12 protein-coding genes are annotated in these 16,806 nt (G+C 65.9%); 6 read left to right on the forward strand and 6 right to left on the reverse strand.

What is annotated here, in order from left to right; genetic code table 11:
* Positions 1-31 precede the first annotated feature (31 nt).
* From sucB to FBY33_RS13270, 3 genes are all read right to left on the reverse strand, one after another.
* Positions 32-1,822, reverse strand: coding sequence for a 2-oxoglutarate dehydrogenase, E2 component, dihydrolipoamide succinyltransferase (gene sucB, locus FBY33_RS13260; RefSeq protein WP_142030969.1), 1,791 nt, complete (start codon positions 1,820-1,822; stop codon positions 32-34).
* 114 nt (positions 1,823-1,936) lie between these two features.
* Complete coding sequence (lpdA, locus tag FBY33_RS13265; RefSeq protein ID WP_142030970.1) at positions 1,937-3,319, reverse strand: dihydrolipoyl dehydrogenase; 1,383 nt, start codon at positions 3,317-3,319, stop codon at positions 1,937-1,939.
* A 266-nt stretch (positions 3,320-3,585) separates the two neighbouring features.
* A complete protein-coding gene (locus tag FBY33_RS13270) occupies positions 3,586-5,109 on the reverse strand; it encodes a leucyl aminopeptidase (RefSeq protein WP_142030971.1) in 1,524 nt (507 codons plus the stop codon).
* 256 nt (positions 5,110-5,365) lie between these two features.
* On the opposite strand from FBY33_RS13270, the gene FBY33_RS13275 reads away from it, so the two are divergent.
* The 4 genes from FBY33_RS13275 (at position 5,366) to FBY33_RS13290 (ending at position 10,755) form a co-directional block, all read left to right on the forward strand.
* Positions 5,366-6,304 carry a proteasome assembly chaperone family protein gene (locus FBY33_RS13275; protein WP_142030972.1) on the forward strand — a complete coding sequence of 313 codons (939 nt, stop codon included), beginning with the start codon at positions 5,366-5,368 and terminating at the stop codon, positions 6,302-6,304.
* A 51-nt stretch (positions 6,305-6,355) separates the two neighbouring features.
* Positions 6,356-7,702, forward strand: a complete 1,347-nt coding sequence (locus FBY33_RS13280; RefSeq protein WP_142030973.1) for an MFS transporter — start codon at positions 6,356-6,358, stop codon at positions 7,700-7,702.
* A gap of 95 nt (positions 7,703-7,797) precedes the next feature.
* Positions 7,798-9,126 (forward strand): DUF4192 domain-containing protein, encoded by a 1,329-nt coding sequence (locus FBY33_RS13285; RefSeq protein ID WP_142030974.1) that lies wholly within the window; start codon positions 7,798-7,800, stop codon positions 9,124-9,126.
* Between the two features lie 315 nt (positions 9,127-9,441).
* Positions 9,442-10,755 carry an RNA polymerase sigma factor gene (locus FBY33_RS13290; RefSeq protein WP_142030975.1) on the forward strand — a complete coding sequence of 438 codons (1,314 nt, stop codon included), beginning with the start codon at positions 9,442-9,444 and terminating at the stop codon, positions 10,753-10,755.
* Positions 10,756-10,931: 176 nt separating this feature from the next.
* On the opposite strand, the gene FBY33_RS13295 is transcribed toward FBY33_RS13290, so the two are convergent.
* Positions 10,932-11,153, reverse strand: a complete 222-nt coding sequence (locus tag FBY33_RS13295) for a DUF7455 domain-containing protein (protein ID WP_013600696.1) — start codon at positions 11,151-11,153, stop codon at positions 10,932-10,934.
* Between the two features lie 256 nt (positions 11,154-11,409).
* On the opposite strand from FBY33_RS13295, the gene FBY33_RS13300 reads away from it, so the two are divergent.
* Complete coding sequence (locus tag FBY33_RS13300; RefSeq protein WP_142030976.1) at positions 11,410-13,518, forward strand: DNA gyrase/topoisomerase IV subunit B; 2,109 nt, start codon at positions 11,410-11,412, stop codon at positions 13,516-13,518.
* Between the two features lie 26 nt (positions 13,519-13,544).
* Here FBY33_RS13300 and FBY33_RS13305 read toward each other — a convergent pair whose 3' ends face one another.
* A complete protein-coding gene (locus tag FBY33_RS13305) occupies positions 13,545-14,537 on the reverse strand; it encodes a M56 family metallopeptidase (protein WP_142030977.1) in 993 nt (330 codons plus the stop codon).
* A 6-nt stretch (positions 14,538-14,543) separates the two neighbouring features.
* Positions 14,544-14,927 (reverse strand): BlaI/MecI/CopY family transcriptional regulator, encoded by a 384-nt coding sequence (locus FBY33_RS13310; RefSeq protein ID WP_142030978.1) that lies wholly within the window; start codon positions 14,925-14,927, stop codon positions 14,544-14,546.
* Between the two features lie 261 nt (positions 14,928-15,188).
* On the opposite strand from FBY33_RS13310, the gene FBY33_RS13315 reads away from it, so the two are divergent.
* Positions 15,189-16,793: a cytochrome ubiquinol oxidase subunit I gene (locus FBY33_RS13315; RefSeq protein ID WP_142030979.1), complete on the forward strand. Its 1,605-nt coding sequence runs from the start codon at positions 15,189-15,191 to the stop codon at positions 16,791-16,793.
* The last annotated feature ends 13 nt before the right edge of the window (positions 16,794-16,806 follow it).

Genomic DNA, 16,806 nt, shown 5'->3' on the forward strand with positions numbered 1-16,806 from the left:
CGGCACCGCCGTCCTTGTACTGCTCTGAAGGTTACAGTCCCAGGTCCGCTTCGAAGGCGCCTTCTTCAAGGCGTGCCTTCAGGGTCTGGAGGAACCGGCCGGCGTCGGCACCGTCCACCAGGCGGTGGTCGTACGTCAGGGACAGGTACATCATGGAGCGGATGGCGATTGAGTCGTCACCGTTTTCGTCAGCAACAACAACGGGCCGCTTGACGATGGCGCCGGTACCCAGGATGCCCACCTGCGGCTGGTTGATGATCGGGGTGTCGAACAGCGCGCCCACCGAACCGATGTTGGTGATGCTGAACGTGCCGCCGGACAGCTCGTCCGGGCCGATCTTGCCGTCGCGGGTTCGGGAGGCAACATCGGCGATCTTGCCGGCCAGGCCGGCAAGGTTCAGGTTGCCGGCGTCGGCGATGACCGGAACCAGCAGGCCCTTGTCGGTGTCGACGGCGATGGCCAGGTGTTCGGCGTTGTGGTAGGTGATTTCCTGCTTTTCCTCGTCGTACGCAGCGTTGAGCTTGGGGTGCTGCTTGAGGGCCTCGGCCACAGCCTTGGCGATGAAGGGCAGGAACGTCAGCTTGGTGCCGTTCTGGGCCTGGAACGAGTTCTTGGCCCGGGCGCGCAGCTTGGCGACCTTGGTCATGTCCACTTCGTGGACCTGGGTCAGCTGGGTGGAGATCTCCAGGGATTCGCGCATGCGCCGGGCGATGACCTGGCGGATGCGGGGAGCCTTCTGGGTGGTGCCGCGCAGTGAGGAAGCAGCTCCAGCCGATGCAGCCGGTGCGGACGCGGCAGGGGCTGCGGCCGGTGCGGCTGCGGGAGCGGCCTTGGCCTCAGCGGCGGCCATGACGTCCTGCTTGCGGATGCGGCCGCCAACGCCGGTGCCGGAGAGCGAGGAGATGTCCACGCCATGCTGGTTGGCCAGCTTGCGGACCAGGGGAGTGACGTAGCCGGACTCGGAGCCACCGGCCGGTGCCGCCTCCTGGGCTGCGGGAGCAGCAGCAGGAGCGGGAGCGGGGGCCGCCTTGGGAGCTTCCTGGGCGGGGGCCGGTGCAGCTGCAGCCGGGGCTTCCTGCTTGGGGGCTTCCTGCGTGGGTGCTTCCTGCTTGGGGGCTTCCTGCTGGGGAGCGGCAGCCGGGGCCGGTGCAGCTTGCGGAGCAGGAGCAGCGGCAGCGCCGGAACCGATCACGGCAAGCACGGAACCGACTTCAGCGGTCTCGTCCTCGTTGACCCGGATTTCCTGCAGCGTACCGGCAACCGGGGACGGAATCTCGGTGTCCACCTTGTCCGTGGAGACTTCCAGCAGGGGTTCGTCGACCTCCACCTGGTCGCCAACGGCCTTGAGCCAGCGGGTGACGGTTCCTTCGGTGACGCTTTCGCCCAGTGCGGGGAGGGTTACCTCGTGGCTTTCGCCGCCGCCGCCGGCAGCCGGCGGCTCCTGTGCGGGGGTTTCCTGTGCAGGTGCTTCCTGGGCGGGAGCTGCTTCAGCCGGTGCTTCCTGCGCAGGAGCTGCTTCTGCGGGAGCCTCCTGGGCCGGTGCAGCAGCGGGAGCTTCTTCGGCGGGTGCGGAGCCGCCGCCGGAGCCGTCACCGATGCGTACCAGGGGTGCGCCTACCTCGGCGGTCTCGTCTTCGGCGACCAGGATTTCTTCAATCACGCCAGCTACGGGAGAGGGGATTTCAGTGTCTACTTTGTCGGTGGAGACTTCGAGCAGCGGCTCGTCCACCTCTACCCGGTCACCTACCTGCTTGAGCCAGCGGGTGACGGTTCCTTCGGTGACACTCTCACCGAGGGCGGGCAAGTTAACGGATTCAGACATGTCGTCCCCGTTCTCCTTATTGATCTTTAGTGCGAATGATTGCTGCCTTGTTGGAAGCCTAGTGCACCCGGTCTGGACGACCGGGTGCACCGGGCCTGGTAATGCTGGGGAAACCTAGCCGTGCAGCGGCTTCCCGGCCAGCGCCAGGTGGGCTTCGCCGAGGGCTTCGTTCTGGGTGGGGTGGGCGTGCAGCAGCTGCGCCACATCCTCCGGGTAAGCTTCCCAGTTCACGATCAGCTGGGCCTCGCCCACCTGCTCGCCCATGCGCGCACCGATCATGTGGACGCCCACCACGGGGCCGTCCTTCTGGCGGACCAGCTTGACCAGGCCGGAGGTGCCCAGGATGGAGCTCTTGCCGTTGCCGGCCAGGTTGTATTCCTGGGTCTGCACCTGGTCCTCGCCGAACTTCTCCTTGGCAGCCTTTTCGGTGTAGCCAACGGTGGCGATTTCGGGTTCGGAGTAGGTGACCTTGGGGATGTTGATGTCCTCGACCACCACGGGCTTCAGGCCGGCGATTTCCTCGGCCACGAAGATGCCCTGCTGGTAGCCGCGGTGGGCCAGCTGTACACCGGGGACGATGTCGCCGACGGCGTAGATGTTGCCCACGCCGGTGTGCAGGCGCTCGTTGGTGATAACGAAGCCGCGGTCGATGGTGACGCCGGCTTCCTCGTAGCCCAGGTTGGCCGTGACGGGGCCGCGGCCGACGGCGACCAGCAGCAGGTCGGCTTCGAACGTCTTGCCATCCACCAGGGTGACCTTGACGCCGTCGTCATTCTGCTCGACGCCCTGGAAGAAGATGCCGGTGGAGAACTTGATGCCGCGCTTCTTGAAGGCGCGTTCGAAGTTCTTGACAATCGTGGCGTCCTCGTTGGGAACGAGGGAGGGCAGGCCCTCCACGACGGTGACGTCCACGCCGAACGACTTCCAGACCGAGGCGAACTCGACGCCGATGACGCCGCCGCCCAGGATGATGGCGCTCTTGGGAATGAAGTCCATGGTCAGGGCCTGGTCGGAGGTGATGACCTTGCCGCCGATTTCCAGGCCGGGAAGGGTGCGCGAGTAGGAGCCGGTGGCCAGGACGATGTTCTTGCCCTTGTAGGCGGTGCCGTTCACCACGACGGTGTCGGTGCCCTGGAGCTTGCCTTCGCCCTCAATGACGGTGATGCCCTTGGACTTGATGAGTCCCTGCAGGCCCTTGTACTTGCCCGCGACAATGCCGTCCTTGTAGGCGTTGACGGCGTTGATGTCGATGCTGTCCAGGGTGACGTTCACGCCGTACTTGGCGGAATCACGGGCGTGGTCGGCCAGCTCTGCCGAGTGCAGCAGGGCCTTGGTGGGGATGCAACCGTTGTGGAGGCAGGTGCCGCCCAGCTTGCCCTTCTCCACGAGGCCGACGGTGAGGCCGAGCTGTACCGCACGCAGCGCCGCAGCGTATCCGCCGCTGCCGCCACCGAGTACCAGGATGTCGAATTCTTGCGCAGTTGCCTGATCGGCCACTTAAACGCTCCCTCGCGTGAACGATGACGCGTTCTGCGCGCATCATCTGGTCTTGGAACTTGCACTGCCGTGATTATGTCAGCAGGGCAACTCTCTTGCATTTGTGACTACCGTGGTTCACCTTAGCGAACCACCTATCCATGCTCCACCTTGGCGCTGTGTTTGTGGAGCGCTTGTGTCCAGTGTCACGCGGCTCTGTGGCACAGCAATCACTCCCCCTCAAAGCCGCGTGACACACGCGTTGCAGCCTTCGTCCAGCCAGTTGTTCAGGCCGCGGCCAGGATGTCCTCGATGTAGGCAACCAGGGTACGGACGGTGCAGCCGGTGCCCTGCTTGTGGGTATAGCCGTAGGGGCTGCCGTTGTTAAAGGACGGCCCTGCGATATCGATGTGCGCCCAGGGGATCTGTTCGCCCGCCTTGTCCTTACCCACGAACTCGCGCAGGAACACGGCAGCGGTCATCATGCCGCCATGGCGTTCGCCGATGTTGGCCAGGTCCGCCACCTGGGAATCCAGGCTGGGCCGCAGTTCCTCCGGCAGGGGCATGGGCCATACCAGCTCGCCCGCGCGGTCCGCCGCTGCCTTGAGGGCGCCCGTGACGCTCTCCGAACCCATGACACCGGCAGTACGGTTGCCCAGTGCGATGAGCTGCGCGCCGGTCAGCGTGGCCACGTCGATGATGGCGTCCGGGTACTCGCGGCTTGCAGCGACGATGCCGTCCGCCATCACCAGGCGGCCTTCGGCGTCGGTATTGAGGACTTCCACCGTCTTGCCGCCGAACATGGTCAGCACATCGGCAGGCCGGGACGCGCCGCCGCCGGGCATGTTCTCTGCGATGCAAAGCCAGGCGGTGGCCTTCACCGGCAGGCCCAGTCCGGCGAGGGCCAGGACAGTATTAAGCACGACGGCGGCACCCGCCATATCGCTCTTCATGTCGCCCATGTTCAGGGCCGGCTTGAGGGAAATGCCGCCCGTGTCGAACGTGATGCCCTTGCCCACCAGGGCAATTTTGGCAGTGGCCCTGGCGGGGGAGTACTCGACCTTGACCAGCCTCGGCTGCCTGGTTGAGCCCTTGCCGACGCCCATGATGCCGCCGAAGCCTTCCTTCTCGAGGCGCTTCTCATCCCAGACGGTGACTTTGACGGGGAGCCCCTTGGCGAGGTCCTTGGCGGCCTCGGCAAAGGACTCCGGGTACAGGTGGCTCGGCGGCGTGTTGACCAGGGACCGGGTGGCGTTGACGGCCTTTGCCACCAGTCCGGCCCGCTTCAGTGCGGAGTCCAGGCCCGTGCTGCCCGCCAGTTCCGTGAAGATGACGGCATTGCGGACGGGGTCCTTGAGCCCGTCCGTGGAAGTCCGGAACTCGGTGAAGGAATAGGCGCCCAGCGCGGCACCTTCGGCGACAGCCGTGACATCCTGCACGGTCGCCGTCGGGAATGCCAGCGTTACCGTGGGGAGGCCGGCCAGTTGCCGGATGGCCGATCCCGCGGCCCGGCGGAGCGATTCGCCGGCAAGCGGGCTGCTGTCGGACACCTTTCCCACCCCGGCGAGGACCAGGATGCCGGCGCCGGTCTCAGGCAGGCCGGGGAGGCGGACCAGCTGGTCTGCCGCGCCGGTCATGCCCAGCGCCTTGAGCGAGTCAGCGAGGGCCTCCGCCGACTTCGCCGTGAGCGGGTTGTCCAGCAGGACTGGCCCGTCGCTTCCCTGCCCCACCCCGATGACCACTGCGTCGCTGGGGTTCTTCTTAAGGTCCCGCGAGACGGTACTAAGGTTGATTTCAGTATTCTTGACCACAGGGATGAGTCCTCAATTCTCGAAACGTTCGGGCAGGGATGCATGTTGGGCGCTCTGCCATGGTGGCCCGGAGCCGGCCGTTCTGGACGGTGCCCGGGTGCGTGCAAGCCCGTCTGGCAGGCCAGTTCCGATCGTAGCCCTTCGCCCGCACAGCGGGAGAATTTCCTGAGATGTGCGCCACACCTCGCCGCGGAATGCCGGCTGCGCCCGCCGCGTTATGCAGGATGTCCGCCCGTACCCCTGAAAGGAACATGCCGTGCTTGAACGGATTTCCGGCTCGCTGCTGGACCCCGACGCGCTCTATGCCAGCAACATCGAGCTGTTCCACAGCCCTGAGATGCAGGGGCTGGACCTGGTGATGGGTTTCACGGGCTTCGCCGACGCCGGCCATGTGGTCAAGCAGATCAACGCCGAGCTGCTGGACACCCTCGATGCCCAGCCCGTTGCTGTCTTCGATGCCGACCAGTTGATTGACTACAGGTCCCGGCGGCCTCACCTGAGCTTCGTGGAAGACCACATCCAGGACTACCAGGAGCCGCGCCTGGCGCTGTACCGGTTGGTGGATGGGCTGGGGAAGCCATTCCTCCTCCTGGCCGGCTTCGAACCCGACCTGCAGTGGGAACGGTTCGCCCGTGCCGTGGTGAACATCGTGGAAAAGCTGGACGTCAACCTGGTCACCTGGATCCACTCCATCCCCATGCCCGTGCCCCATACCCGGCCCGTCGGCGTGACGGTGCATGGGAACCGGCCCGAGCTGATCGAGGGCATCTCCGTCTGGAAGCCCACCGTTGAAGTTCCGGCTGCTGTCGGCCACATCCTGGAGCTGCGCCTGGTAGAGGCAGGACGCAATGTTGCCGGGTACGTCATCCACGTGCCGCATTACCTGGCTGAGGCCGAGTACCCCACCGCCGCCGTCGCCGGACTGGAATACCTTGGCGCCGCAACGTCGCTGATGCTGCCCACCGACCGGCTCCGTGAGTCCGGCCGTGAGGTCAGCCGCCAGATCGCGCAGCAGATCGAGGCGTCCGAGGAGGTCCAGCAGGTGGTCTCCCGCCTCGAGACGCGGTATGACGAGAAGGCGGACGGCATAGTGCGCCGGTCGCTCCTGGCGAATGAGAATGACGAGCTTCCCGACGCCGACGACCTCGGAGCTGCCGTGGAGGCCTACCTGGCCAGGGAGAACCCCGGACAGTAGCAGGGCGTCACAGCATCCGGGCCGCGGGTGCGGGCCGGGCATAATGAAGTAGTGACTGCTCCCCGCGCCTGGCTTATCTGGACCATTGGAATTTTCGGGTACCTGGTGGCCGTGGCACAGCGGACGTCCTTCGGTGTGGTGGGGCTTGAGGCCACGGAGCGCTTCCATGCAACCGCGTCAGCCATATCCTTCTTCACCGTCCTGCAGCTGCTGGTCTACGCCGGGCTCCAGATCCCGGTGGGCCTGCTGGTGGACAGGTTCGGTTCGCGCGCCATGATCGCCGGCGGCGCAGTCCTGATGGGACTCGGACAGCTGCAGCTTGCGTTCGCCGAAAGCATCCCCGGGGGAGTCCTGGGCCGTGTCCTGGTGGGTGCCGGTGACGCCATGACCTTTATCTCGGTGATCAGGCTCATCCCACTGTGGTTCGCTCCGGCCCGCGTCCCCCTGGTCACCCAGTTGACCGGGATGTCCGGCCAGTTGGGGCAGCTCTTCAGTGTCCTGCCCTTCGCGCTGGTCCTGCACCTGTCCGGCTGGACCCCCGCTTTCCTGATGCTGGCAGGGATGTCTGCCCTCGCCGTCGTGCTGGTACTGCTGCTCCTGCAGGATTCTCCACCCGGGACCGGGCGCCCGCACGCCCGGCAGGGACTCAGGGCCACCGGCGCATCGCTGGCCCGTGCCTGGAGCCAGCCCGGGACCCGGCTGGGGATGTGGAGCCACTTCACCATCCAGTTCAGCGGCACGGTCTTCGCGATGACCTGGGGCTACCCGTTCCTGATCTCCGGCCAGGGACTGGACGCCGGCACCGTTGCCGCCCTGATGGCGCTGTATGTCGCCGCAGCCATGGCGGTGGGCCCGTTCATCGGCCGCTTCGTTTCGCGCCACCCCCTGCGCCGTTCCACCATGGTGCTGCTGATCGCCGGCGCCACCGCCGCAGCATGGGCCGCGGTGCTGCTGCTGCCCGGACGTGCCCCGCTGTGGCTGCTCGCCGGCCTGGTGGTGGTGCTCGCAATCGGCGGCCCCGGGTCGATGATCGGCTTCGACTTCGCCCGGACCTTCAACCCCGCGCACCGGATCGGCACCGCCACCGGCATCGTCAACGTTGGCGGCTTCATCGCTGCCCTGGTGTCCATCTTCCTGATTGGCCTGGTGCTCGACGTCCTCTACGCCACCGGATTTTCACAGGGGGTGCTCTACGGCCTGGCGCCCTTCCGGCTGGCCCTGAGTGTCCAGTTCCTGCTCCTGGCCATCGGCGCCGCGGCCATCCTGGCCTCCCGGCGGAAGGTACGCCGGCAGATGGCCGCGCAGGGGATCGTGGTTCCGCCGCTGCGCAGCGCCATCGCCCGGCAGCGCCGGGAAAGCCTGGCCCGCCGCCGCCAGCCGACGCCAAGCGAAGACTGAGCCCGTTCAGCCACTCTTCCTCCACCGCACGCTGGTTACCCACATAGCCGGATTGGTCCCTGCCCGCACCATCGCCGGCGGCGAATGCTGGAGCCATGACAGCTTCAGAACGATTAATTGTCCGCGGGCCGGAAGACATTCTTGGCTTCATTCCACACTCGCTGGGGTACTGGCCAGAGGCAAGCCTGGTGGCCATGACGCTGCATGGCACCAGGCTTGGAGCCACGCTGCGGCTTGACCTGCCGGGGCCGGGAACAAGGGCAGACCCCGCAGTGTTTGCCCGCGCCGTCCGCCGCTACCTCGAATCAGACCAGGACGCGGACGGCGCTTTGCTGGCTGTCTTCACCAACGACGCCGGAATGGGCAGGCCATCTGCGTACGACCTTCTGGTCTCCACAGTCCAAAGGGTGCTGGACCAGGCCGGGATGCCCGTGCGTGATGCCTGGTTTGTGGGCGACGAGTACTGGCGGGACGCCTTGTGCAGCGATGCCGCGTGCTGCCCGCTGCCAGGACGGCCCCTGCAGGAGATAAGGGACAGCATGCTCAATACGGAAATGGTGTACCGGGGCAGCAGTGTTGGACCCGCTCCAGGAGTCGCGGCCGGGCCGGAAGGGCGGCAGGCTCCAGTCCCCGCCCTGTACCTGGCGGCCGTCCTTGAGGCGCAGGCCGGCTGGGAGGCCGAGCTTGGCGGGCGGTCCCGGAGCAGGGCGCACTTCACTGCAGTGCTTGACTTCTGGGAGATGCTGCTTGACCGGACCCACGCGGGGCCATGGATTCCGGACGCTGAACGGGACGCCTTCCTTCGCGCCACACTGCTCGTTCCCACCTGGCGCGATGCCGTGCTTGTTATGGCCGCGGCCGGCAGGGCTGCCGCAGAGGCAGGTGCCGAACAGTTCGGCGTCCTCTCGGACGGGAGCGGGGGCGGCAGCGGCCATTCCGTGGTGCCGGTGCCGTTGCTGCCGCCGGTGGAAATAACCGGCCGGCGCCGGGGGACACCGGAACCGGGGGCGAAAGCGCCGCAGGCATCGAGACGTGGCGCCGAGGCGCGGCGCCGGATGCCCGGTGCCGGGTCCGGCTCCGATCCTGCCGGTTACGGCGAGGTCCTCATGGGACTCGCGCCGGACGTGCCGGACTGGGCGGGCCTGGACGCGCTGGACCGGATTCTGGGACAACTGGCGGTCCCCGGCGGGGCCCCGGCCGCCGCAGCGCTGACCCTCCGTGGCTGGGTGGCCTGGTGCCGCGGCCGCGGCTCCTATGCCGCTGCCCACCTGGGCCAGGCCCTCGGGATCGAACCGGAATACCGGCTTGCCGAACTCCTGCTGGACCTCGTGGGCAGGGGAACGCTCTGTGGCTGGGCCGCGCGGAAGGAAGCCGCCTGGCAAAAATTCCGGATCGAGCCCGCAGGGCCAAAGGAAACGCTGTGAACCGGGGGCAACCGGCCTGAAGCGCGGGGGACATGGGACCGGCCGGTGCAGGCCGGCCAGGGGCAGCAGGAATGGATGGCGGCACGGGAGGCCGGATCCGGGCAAATCGTGAGACAATGGATGCCGAGACCCGGTTGGGTCCGTGTATCGAGTGCTTGTAACCGTCCCCGCAAGGGAACATTACAGCCGCTCCGGGAGTTGTCTTAAGTGACTCTGCCGGCCGTGGTGGTGCTTGGTTTTCACCACGGACTTGACAGGGTCATAGTGGTGTTGCCCGTATGGTGATTCCACAGACCACCGCTAGAAAGGTTTTCTGTGACCCCGTCTTCCACGAAGAAGGATTCCGCCGCCCAGGATGTCTTGTCCCCTGAGGAGAAGCAGGCCGCGACCAATGCCAAGCGGGCAGCCACGCGGGCAGCCAACAAGGCTTCGGCCGGCGAGGCTGCAGGCGACGGCAAGCGCGAGCCCAAGAAGCGTGGGCCCAAGCCCGGTGCCAAGGCTGCAGCCGAGGCTGCGGGAAAGTCCGCCGGTAACGTTGACCCCGATGAGGTCGAAGACGTCGAGGAAGACCTCGACGACATCGTCCTCGAAGGCCCGGACGCAGCAGAGGATGCCGACGCCGATCCCGTCAAGGGTGCCGCCGGCAGCGGCAAGGGCTTCGTCTACTCCGATGCGGACGACGATGACGCCCCCGTGCAGCAGGTCATGTCTGCCGGCGCCACGGCTGACCCTGTTAAGGACTACCTGAAGCAGATCGGTAAGGTGGCCCTGCTCAACGCGGAGCAGGAAGTCGACCTTGCACTGCGGATCGAAGCCGGGCTGTTCGCCGAGGAGAAGATCGCCGCAGACGACGGATCCATGGATCCGAAGTACAAGCGCGAACTCGAATTCATCATCCATGACGGCAAGCGCGCCAAGAACCACCTGCTGGAAGCCAACCTCCGCCTGGTGGTCTCGCTGGCCAAGCGCTACACCGGCCGCGGCATGCTGTTCCTGGACCTGATCCAGGAAGGCAACCTCGGCTTGATCCGCGCCGTGGAGAAGTTCGATTACACCAAGGGCTTCAAGTTCTCCACGTACGCCACCTGGTGGATCCGCCAGGCCATCACCCGTGCCATGGCCGACCAGGCCCGCACCATCCGTATTCCGGTGCACATGGTTGAGGTCATCAACAAGCTGGCACGCGTCCAGCGCCAGATGCTGCAGGACCTGGGCCGCGAACCCACGCCCGAAGAGCTGGCACTGGAACTGGACATGACCCCGGAAAAGGTGGTCGAGGTCCAGAAGTACGGCCGCGAGCCAATTTCGCTGCACACCCCCCTGGGTGAGGACGGCGACTCGGAGTTCGGCGACCTGATTGAGGACTCCGAAGCTGTTGTTCCGGCGGACGCCGTCAGCTTCACCCTCCTGCAGGAGCAGCTGCACTCGGTCCTGGACACCCTTTCCGAACGCGAGGCCGGCGTGGTTGCCATGCGGTTCGGCCTCACTGACGGACAGCCGAAGACTTTAGACGAAATCGGGAAGGTCTACGGCGTCACCCGCGAGCGGATCCGCCAGATCGAGTCCAAGACCATGTCCAAGCTCCGCCACCCCTCCCGGTCGCAGGTGCTGCGGGACTACCTGGACTAGGTCTCTTCCGCACAACAAAGCAGGGGCTGTTCCGAAACCCGGAAGGTGGGGTTTCGGAACAGCTCCTGCTTTGTTTTCAGCTGCCGCGGGCAGCGTTTATACGGGTGCCTTTAAACGCCTGCGGGGCCCTTCCGCATTGGAAGCGCCCCGCAGGTTCGTTGTTACCGATGCCTCATCTAGTCGATTTCCACGGCAGCTTTCTCGTGAAGCTTTCCCGTCTCGTCGTGCCAGTCGGAGCTCAACGGCTTGAGCGTCGCCTCGACTGCACGGGCATGGTGGCCGCAGAACAACAGCTCACCGCCGGAGGACTCGAGTACAACCCGGACATATGCCTGAGCTCCGCAACGGTCGCACCGGTCGAGTGCATTTAGTGTGCGGTCTGCCACTGCTGTTGTCATGTCGGCCTCCTTAGTAGATCAGTACATCTATATAACCAGTATTCGTATCCGAACCATCGCAAGGATGGGGCAAGTTCGCTGTCCGCGTATCCGCAAGGTTAGGTCAAGAATTGCCCCGCCCCGCGCATCACGGGGGCTGGTGGCGCGCCGCACACGGCACGGAGGGTGTGGCAGACGCCTGTCACCGCTGCCGCCGACTACCCTAGAAGGTGCGGCCCCAGCGCCGCATCCACGTCCCTGAAGGAGTTCATCACCAGTGGCACCAAGCTCTGAGTACACCGCCCGGCACCTGTCCGTACTGGAGGGCCTCGAAGCCGTCCGCAAGCGCCCGGGCATGTACATCGGCTCGACCGACTCGCGTGGCCTCATGCACTGCCTCTGGGAGATCATCGACAACTCCGTGGACGAGGCCCTGGCCGGGTTCGGCCACGACATCCGCATCATCCTGCACGCTGACAACTCCGTGGAGATCCACGACGACGGCCGCGGCATCCCCATCGATAAGGAACCCAAGACGGGACTCACCGGCGTCGAAGTGGTGTTCACCAAGCTGCACGCAGGCGGCAAGTTCGGCGGCGGCTCCTACACCGCCTCGGGCGGCCTGCACGGTGTGGGCGCGTCCGTGGTCAATGCCCTGTCATCCCGACTGGACGTCGAGGTGGACCGCGGCGGCAAGACGTACAAAATGTCCTTCCGCCGCGGCGAGCCCGGCCGCTTCAAGGACACGGGGTCCCGCCTGGATCCGGCAGCGCCGTTCACTCCCTTCGTTGATGATTCGGTACTGGACATCGTGGGCAAGGCCAAGCGCGGCGTCACCGGGACCCGGATCCGCTACTGGGCAGACCGGCAGATCTTCACCCCCGATGCCAAGTTCTCCTACGAGGACCTGGTTGCCCGTGCCCGCCAGACCTCCTTCCTGGTGCCGGGCCTCAAGCTCACCGTCCGGGACGAACGCAAGCTCCCCGGAACCCCGGGCGAAGCGGGCCCGCATGAAGAGGTCTTCCACCACGACGGCGGCATCTCCGAGTTTGTCGAGTTCCTCGCCGCCGACCCGGCCGTCACGGACGTGTGGCGGCTGCACGGGTCCGGGAAGTTCAAGGAAACCGTCCCGGTCCTTGACGAACGCGGGCACAGCCAGCTGGCCGAGGTTGAACGCGACTGTGAAGTGGACGTGGCGCTGCGCTGGGGCATTGGCTACGACAGCGCCGTGCGCAGCTACGTGAACATCATCGCCACCCCGAAGGGCGGCACGCACCAGTCCGGGTTCGAGCAGGCGCTGGTCAAGACATTCCGTAAAGCGGTCGAGACCAATGCGCGCAAGCTCAAGGCCGGAAACGACAAGATCGAAAAGGACGATATCTTCGCCGGCCTGACGGCGGTGCTGACCGTTCGGCTCGCGGAACCGCAGTTCGAGGGCCAGACCAAGGAGATCCTCGGCACCAGTGCAGTGCGTGCCATCGTGGCAAGGGTGGTGGAGCGTGAGATCTCCGCCAAACTGTCCTCCAGCAACCGGAACGACAAAGCCCAGTCTGCCCTGCTGCTGGAAAAGATCGTCAGCGAGATGAAGTCCCGCATCTCGGCGCGGGTCCACAAGGAGACCCAACGGCGCAAGAATGCGCTGGAGACCTCCTCGATGCCCACCAAGCTCGCTGACTGCCGAACGGACGACGTCGAACGTTCCGAGCTGTTCATCGTGGAAGGCGACTCCGCGCTGGGCACCGCCAAGCTGGCACGCTCCTCCGACTTCCAGGCGCTCCTGCCCATCCGCGGCAAGATCCTCAACGTCCAGAAGGCGTCGGTGGGAGACATGCTCTCCAACGCCGAATGCGCCGCCCTCATCCAGGTGGTGGGCGCGGGCTCCGGCCGCAGCTTCGACATCAGTGCCGCGCGGTACGGCAAGGTGATCCTCATGACCGACGCGGACGTGGACGGTGCCCACATCCGGACCCTGCTGCTGACTCTTTTCTTCCGCTACATGCGGCCCATGATCCTGGAGGGCAGGGTGTTCGCCGCGGTCCCGCCGCTGCACCGGGTGGAGGTCATCAACGCCGGCCAGAAGGCCAACGAAATGATCTACACCTATTCCGAGGCCGAACTCCACGTCCTGCTGGCCCGCCTGGCCAAGGAAGGCAAGCGGTACAAGGAACCCATCCAGCGGTACAAGGGCCTGGGGGAGATGGACGCCGAGCAGCTGGCGGAGACCACCATGGACCCGCGGCACCGCACCCTGCGCAAGGTGGGGATCGAAAACGCGCAGCAGGCAGAGGAGATCTTCGACCTCCTGATGGGCTCCGACGTATCCCCGCGCAAGGACTTCATCATCGCCGGCGCGTCAAGCCTGGACCGGGAGCGCATCGACGCCTGACTGCCGGCAACCTCAGCCCCCGGGTGTCAACCCAGCAGGCCGGGAACCACCAGCAACGCAGTGGGCAAGGCCAGCAGCAGGACGGAGCCGGCCATAACCGCGCTGCGGACGGCCGCGGGAAGCTGCGGCTGCGGGGTCAGCAGCCGGCTGACCCGGGAGGCGGCGGTCCTGACCGCGTCCGAACCCGGTCCGCCCGACGCCGACTCCAGCCCTGACAGGGCCACCGTGGGCGAGGATGGCCGGATGTCACCGGCACCCGCGTTTCCTGCCGAGCCGCTGGCCACGATGGCGATCGCCTTGATGAGGGTCGCCTTGCTCTCGGTCCGCAACGCAACGTCGTCGGCCAGCATCTCAATCAGCGAGTTGACGGCTTCCTGGGCAAGCCGGGTGGTGGGAAGCCAGGGGAGCGCCTGGCGCCAGGCAGCAAAGGCCCACAGCAGCAGGTGGTGCCGTTGGCTCAAATGGGCGTTTTCGTGGATCAGGACGGCCCGCAACTCGGCCGGTTCGAGGGCAGCCATCAGGCCGTCAGACAGGACGGTTACGGAGCGGGCGCCGCCCGGAAGGCAGTAGGCCACAGGGGAGTCGTGGCTGATGACCAGCGTCCCCGCATCCTGGGCCGACGGGGAGGCCAGCAAAGCCAGCAGTTCGCGGTGCCGGCGCCGCTGCCGCTGGATCTTGTAGTACGTCAGCAGCAGCGTGAAGACCAGGTGGGCCGTGAGCAGGGCAGCGGTGGACAGTGCAAAGATATGCCAAAAGCCCAGCGCCGTGGTGGGGGCATTGAAGAGCACCATTCCTGCCAATGCGCGGAGCCCTGCTATGAGGTTGTCCCCGATGGGTTCGAGGCCGTAGACCAGCATGGCGCCGATCATTGACAGTCCACCTGCGAGCGCAATCGCCTGCCACAGCAGCATGGCCGTGAACGGCGACCTGGCCGGCCATTGTGCCCGTGACAGGAGGATCGGCACCGGCCAGGCCAGGATTATCGCAAGGACCGCCAGCAGGTATGAGGCCCAGAACATGGTGTGCTAGAGGTGGCCCAGCAGTTTGCGCAGCGTCTCAGCTTCACCTTCGGACACGGACCCGATGAAGCGGGCCAGGACGGCCTCGCGGTCCGGGGCTGATCCCAGGACTTCGTGCATGAGTTCGGCGGTGTGGTCCGCACGGCTCGACACGGCCTGGTAGCGGTGCGGGCGGGTGCCGCGTTCGCGCTCCACCAGCCCCTTCTTTTCCAGGCGGGAGAGTACGGTGAGCACCGTGGTGACGGCCAGCTCCTTGCCTTCGTGGCCCGGCCCGCCCTGCGTCGCGGACGTGCGCGCCAGCTGGTCCCTCAGGGTATTGGCCGTAGCCGCTTCCTGGCCCGCCCAGAGCAGGTCCATGACTGCCCGTTCCAGTTCACCAAGACTAGCCATTTCACTTTTCCTTTTATTTCCCCGCACCGTGCTCTTTGGATGCACGGTGACCTCACGCGGTTTGTTCAACTACATCACTAAATCTACCCTGAAACCGCCCCGGATTCTACATGGGGTAGAACATATGGCGCGTCGGCGCCTGCCGGTCCGTGCTTGGGGAGGGTGGTTGGTTTCATCCGTCCACGCCAATGTTCTACACTTTGTAGAAGTTGAAGTTCTACGAACTGTAGAAAACTGCATCGGCCAACAGTAGGGACCGCCATGGACGCCTTGGAAATCGCACGCTGGCAATTCGGTATCACCACGGTCTACCACTTCATGATGGTGCCGCTGACCATCGGCCTGGGCCTGGTGGTCGCCGTCATCCAGACCGCCTGGTACCGCACCGGCAAGCCCGAGTACCTGCGCATGACCAAGTTCTGGGGGAAGCTGTTCCTCATCAATTTCATCATGGGCGTGGCCACCGGCATCGTGCAGGAATTCCAGTTCGGCATGGCGTGGAGCGAATACAGCCGGTTCGTGGGGGACGTCTTCGGTGCCCCGCTGGCCCTTGAAGCCCTCCTGGCCTTCTTCGTCGAATCGACGTTCCTGGGCCTGTGGATCTTTGGCTGGAAGCAGCTCAAGCCCGCCATCCACCTTGCCTGCCTCTGGGTGGCCGTCATCGGGTCGGCCCTTTCCGCCTACTTCATCATCGTGGCCAACAGCTGGATGCAGCACCCGGTAGGCGTGGAAATGATCAACGGCCGGCCCGTCATGACCGATGCCTGGGCCGTGTTCACCAACAACACCGCGCTGGTGGCCGTCCCGCACACCCTCTTCGGTGCCCTGGCTGTGGCCGGCGGCTTCCTCCTGGGCATCGCCTGGTACCACCTCTGGCGGAGACGGCACGACGGCGTTGACACAGTGGGTGCCGACGGCAAGGTCATCCCGGGTGAAGACGTCCGCATCCCGGGCCGTGACCGTGCAGACCACAGCGTGTGGATCCGCTCCCTGCGGATCGGCGCAGTGGTGGCCATGATCTCCTTCGCCGGAACCGCGGTGACCGGCGACCTGCAGGGCAAGCTGATGTTCCAGCAGCAGCCCATGAAGATGGCAGCCGCAGAGGCGGCCTGCCACGACGGCACCGGTTTCTCCGTCCTGAGCATCGGAAACGTGGGATCCAGGAACTGCGACGACGTCGTGGCCGTGATCGAGGTCCCGGGCATCCTGTCCTTCCTGGCCAAGGGCGACTTCACCACCGAGGTCAAGGGTGTCAACAGCCTGCTGCCCGAATACAAGGCCAACTACGGAACCAACCTGCCGGACAATCCCATTTACGGTGAGCGCGCGGGCCAGGAGATCGAATACGTGCCCGTCATGGAAGTCACCTACTGGGGGTTCCGGATGATGATCGGCTTTGGCGGACTCGCCGCCCTGGCCGCACTGGTGGCGCTCTGGCTCACCCGCAGGGGAACCGTGCCGGAGTCGCGGTGGCTGATGCGGCTGGCTGTCTTCGGCATCCTCGCCCCGTTCGGTGCCAACGCCGCCGGATGGATCTTCACCGAAATGGGCCGCCAGCCGTTCGTCGTGGCGCCCAACCCCGACCCCAGCGGCATCGACCAGGTGTTCATGTTCACCGCCGCCGCCGTCTCACCGGGAGTCTCCGCAGGGGAACTGATCGCCTCGCTGGTTGCCCTGACCGCCGTCTACGCAGTCCTGCTGGTGGTGGAAGTCAAACTGCTGGTCAAGTACATCCGCGGCGGCGTTGTCTCCGCAATGCCAGAACTCGGCCACGCACCGGTGGACGAGAACGAGGACGCGACGCCCGGCCCCGGCAGCCCCGGCGATACAAAACCCGCCGACGACGTCCTGGCCTTCGCCTACTAGCAGAGGAAACACA

The sequence above is a fragment of the Arthrobacter sp. SLBN-112 genome, from assembly GCF_006715225.1.
Lineage (GTDB): Bacteria > Actinomycetota > Actinomycetes > Actinomycetales > Micrococcaceae > Arthrobacter.

Coding starts and splice junctions, on each gene's coding strand:
- sucB (WP_142030969.1), bottom strand. CDS start 1,822: ATGTCTGAATCCGTTAACTTGCCCGCCCTCGGTGAGAGTGTCACCGAA.
- FBY33_RS13285 (WP_142030974.1), top strand. CDS start 7,798: ATGACAGCTTCAGAACGATTAATTGTCCGCGGGCCGGAAGACATTCTT.
- FBY33_RS13295 (WP_013600696.1), bottom strand. CDS start 11,153: ATGACAACAGCAGTGGCAGACCGCACACTAAATGCACTCGACCGGTGC.
- FBY33_RS13305 (WP_142030977.1), bottom strand. CDS start 14,537: ATGTTCTGGGCCTCATACCTGCTGGCGGTCCTTGCGATAATCCTGGCC.
- FBY33_RS13310 (WP_142030978.1), bottom strand. CDS start 14,927: ATGGCTAGTCTTGGTGAACTGGAACGGGCAGTCATGGACCTGCTCTGG.
- FBY33_RS13315 (WP_142030979.1), top strand. CDS start 15,189: ATGGACGCCTTGGAAATCGCACGCTGGCAATTCGGTATCACCACGGTC.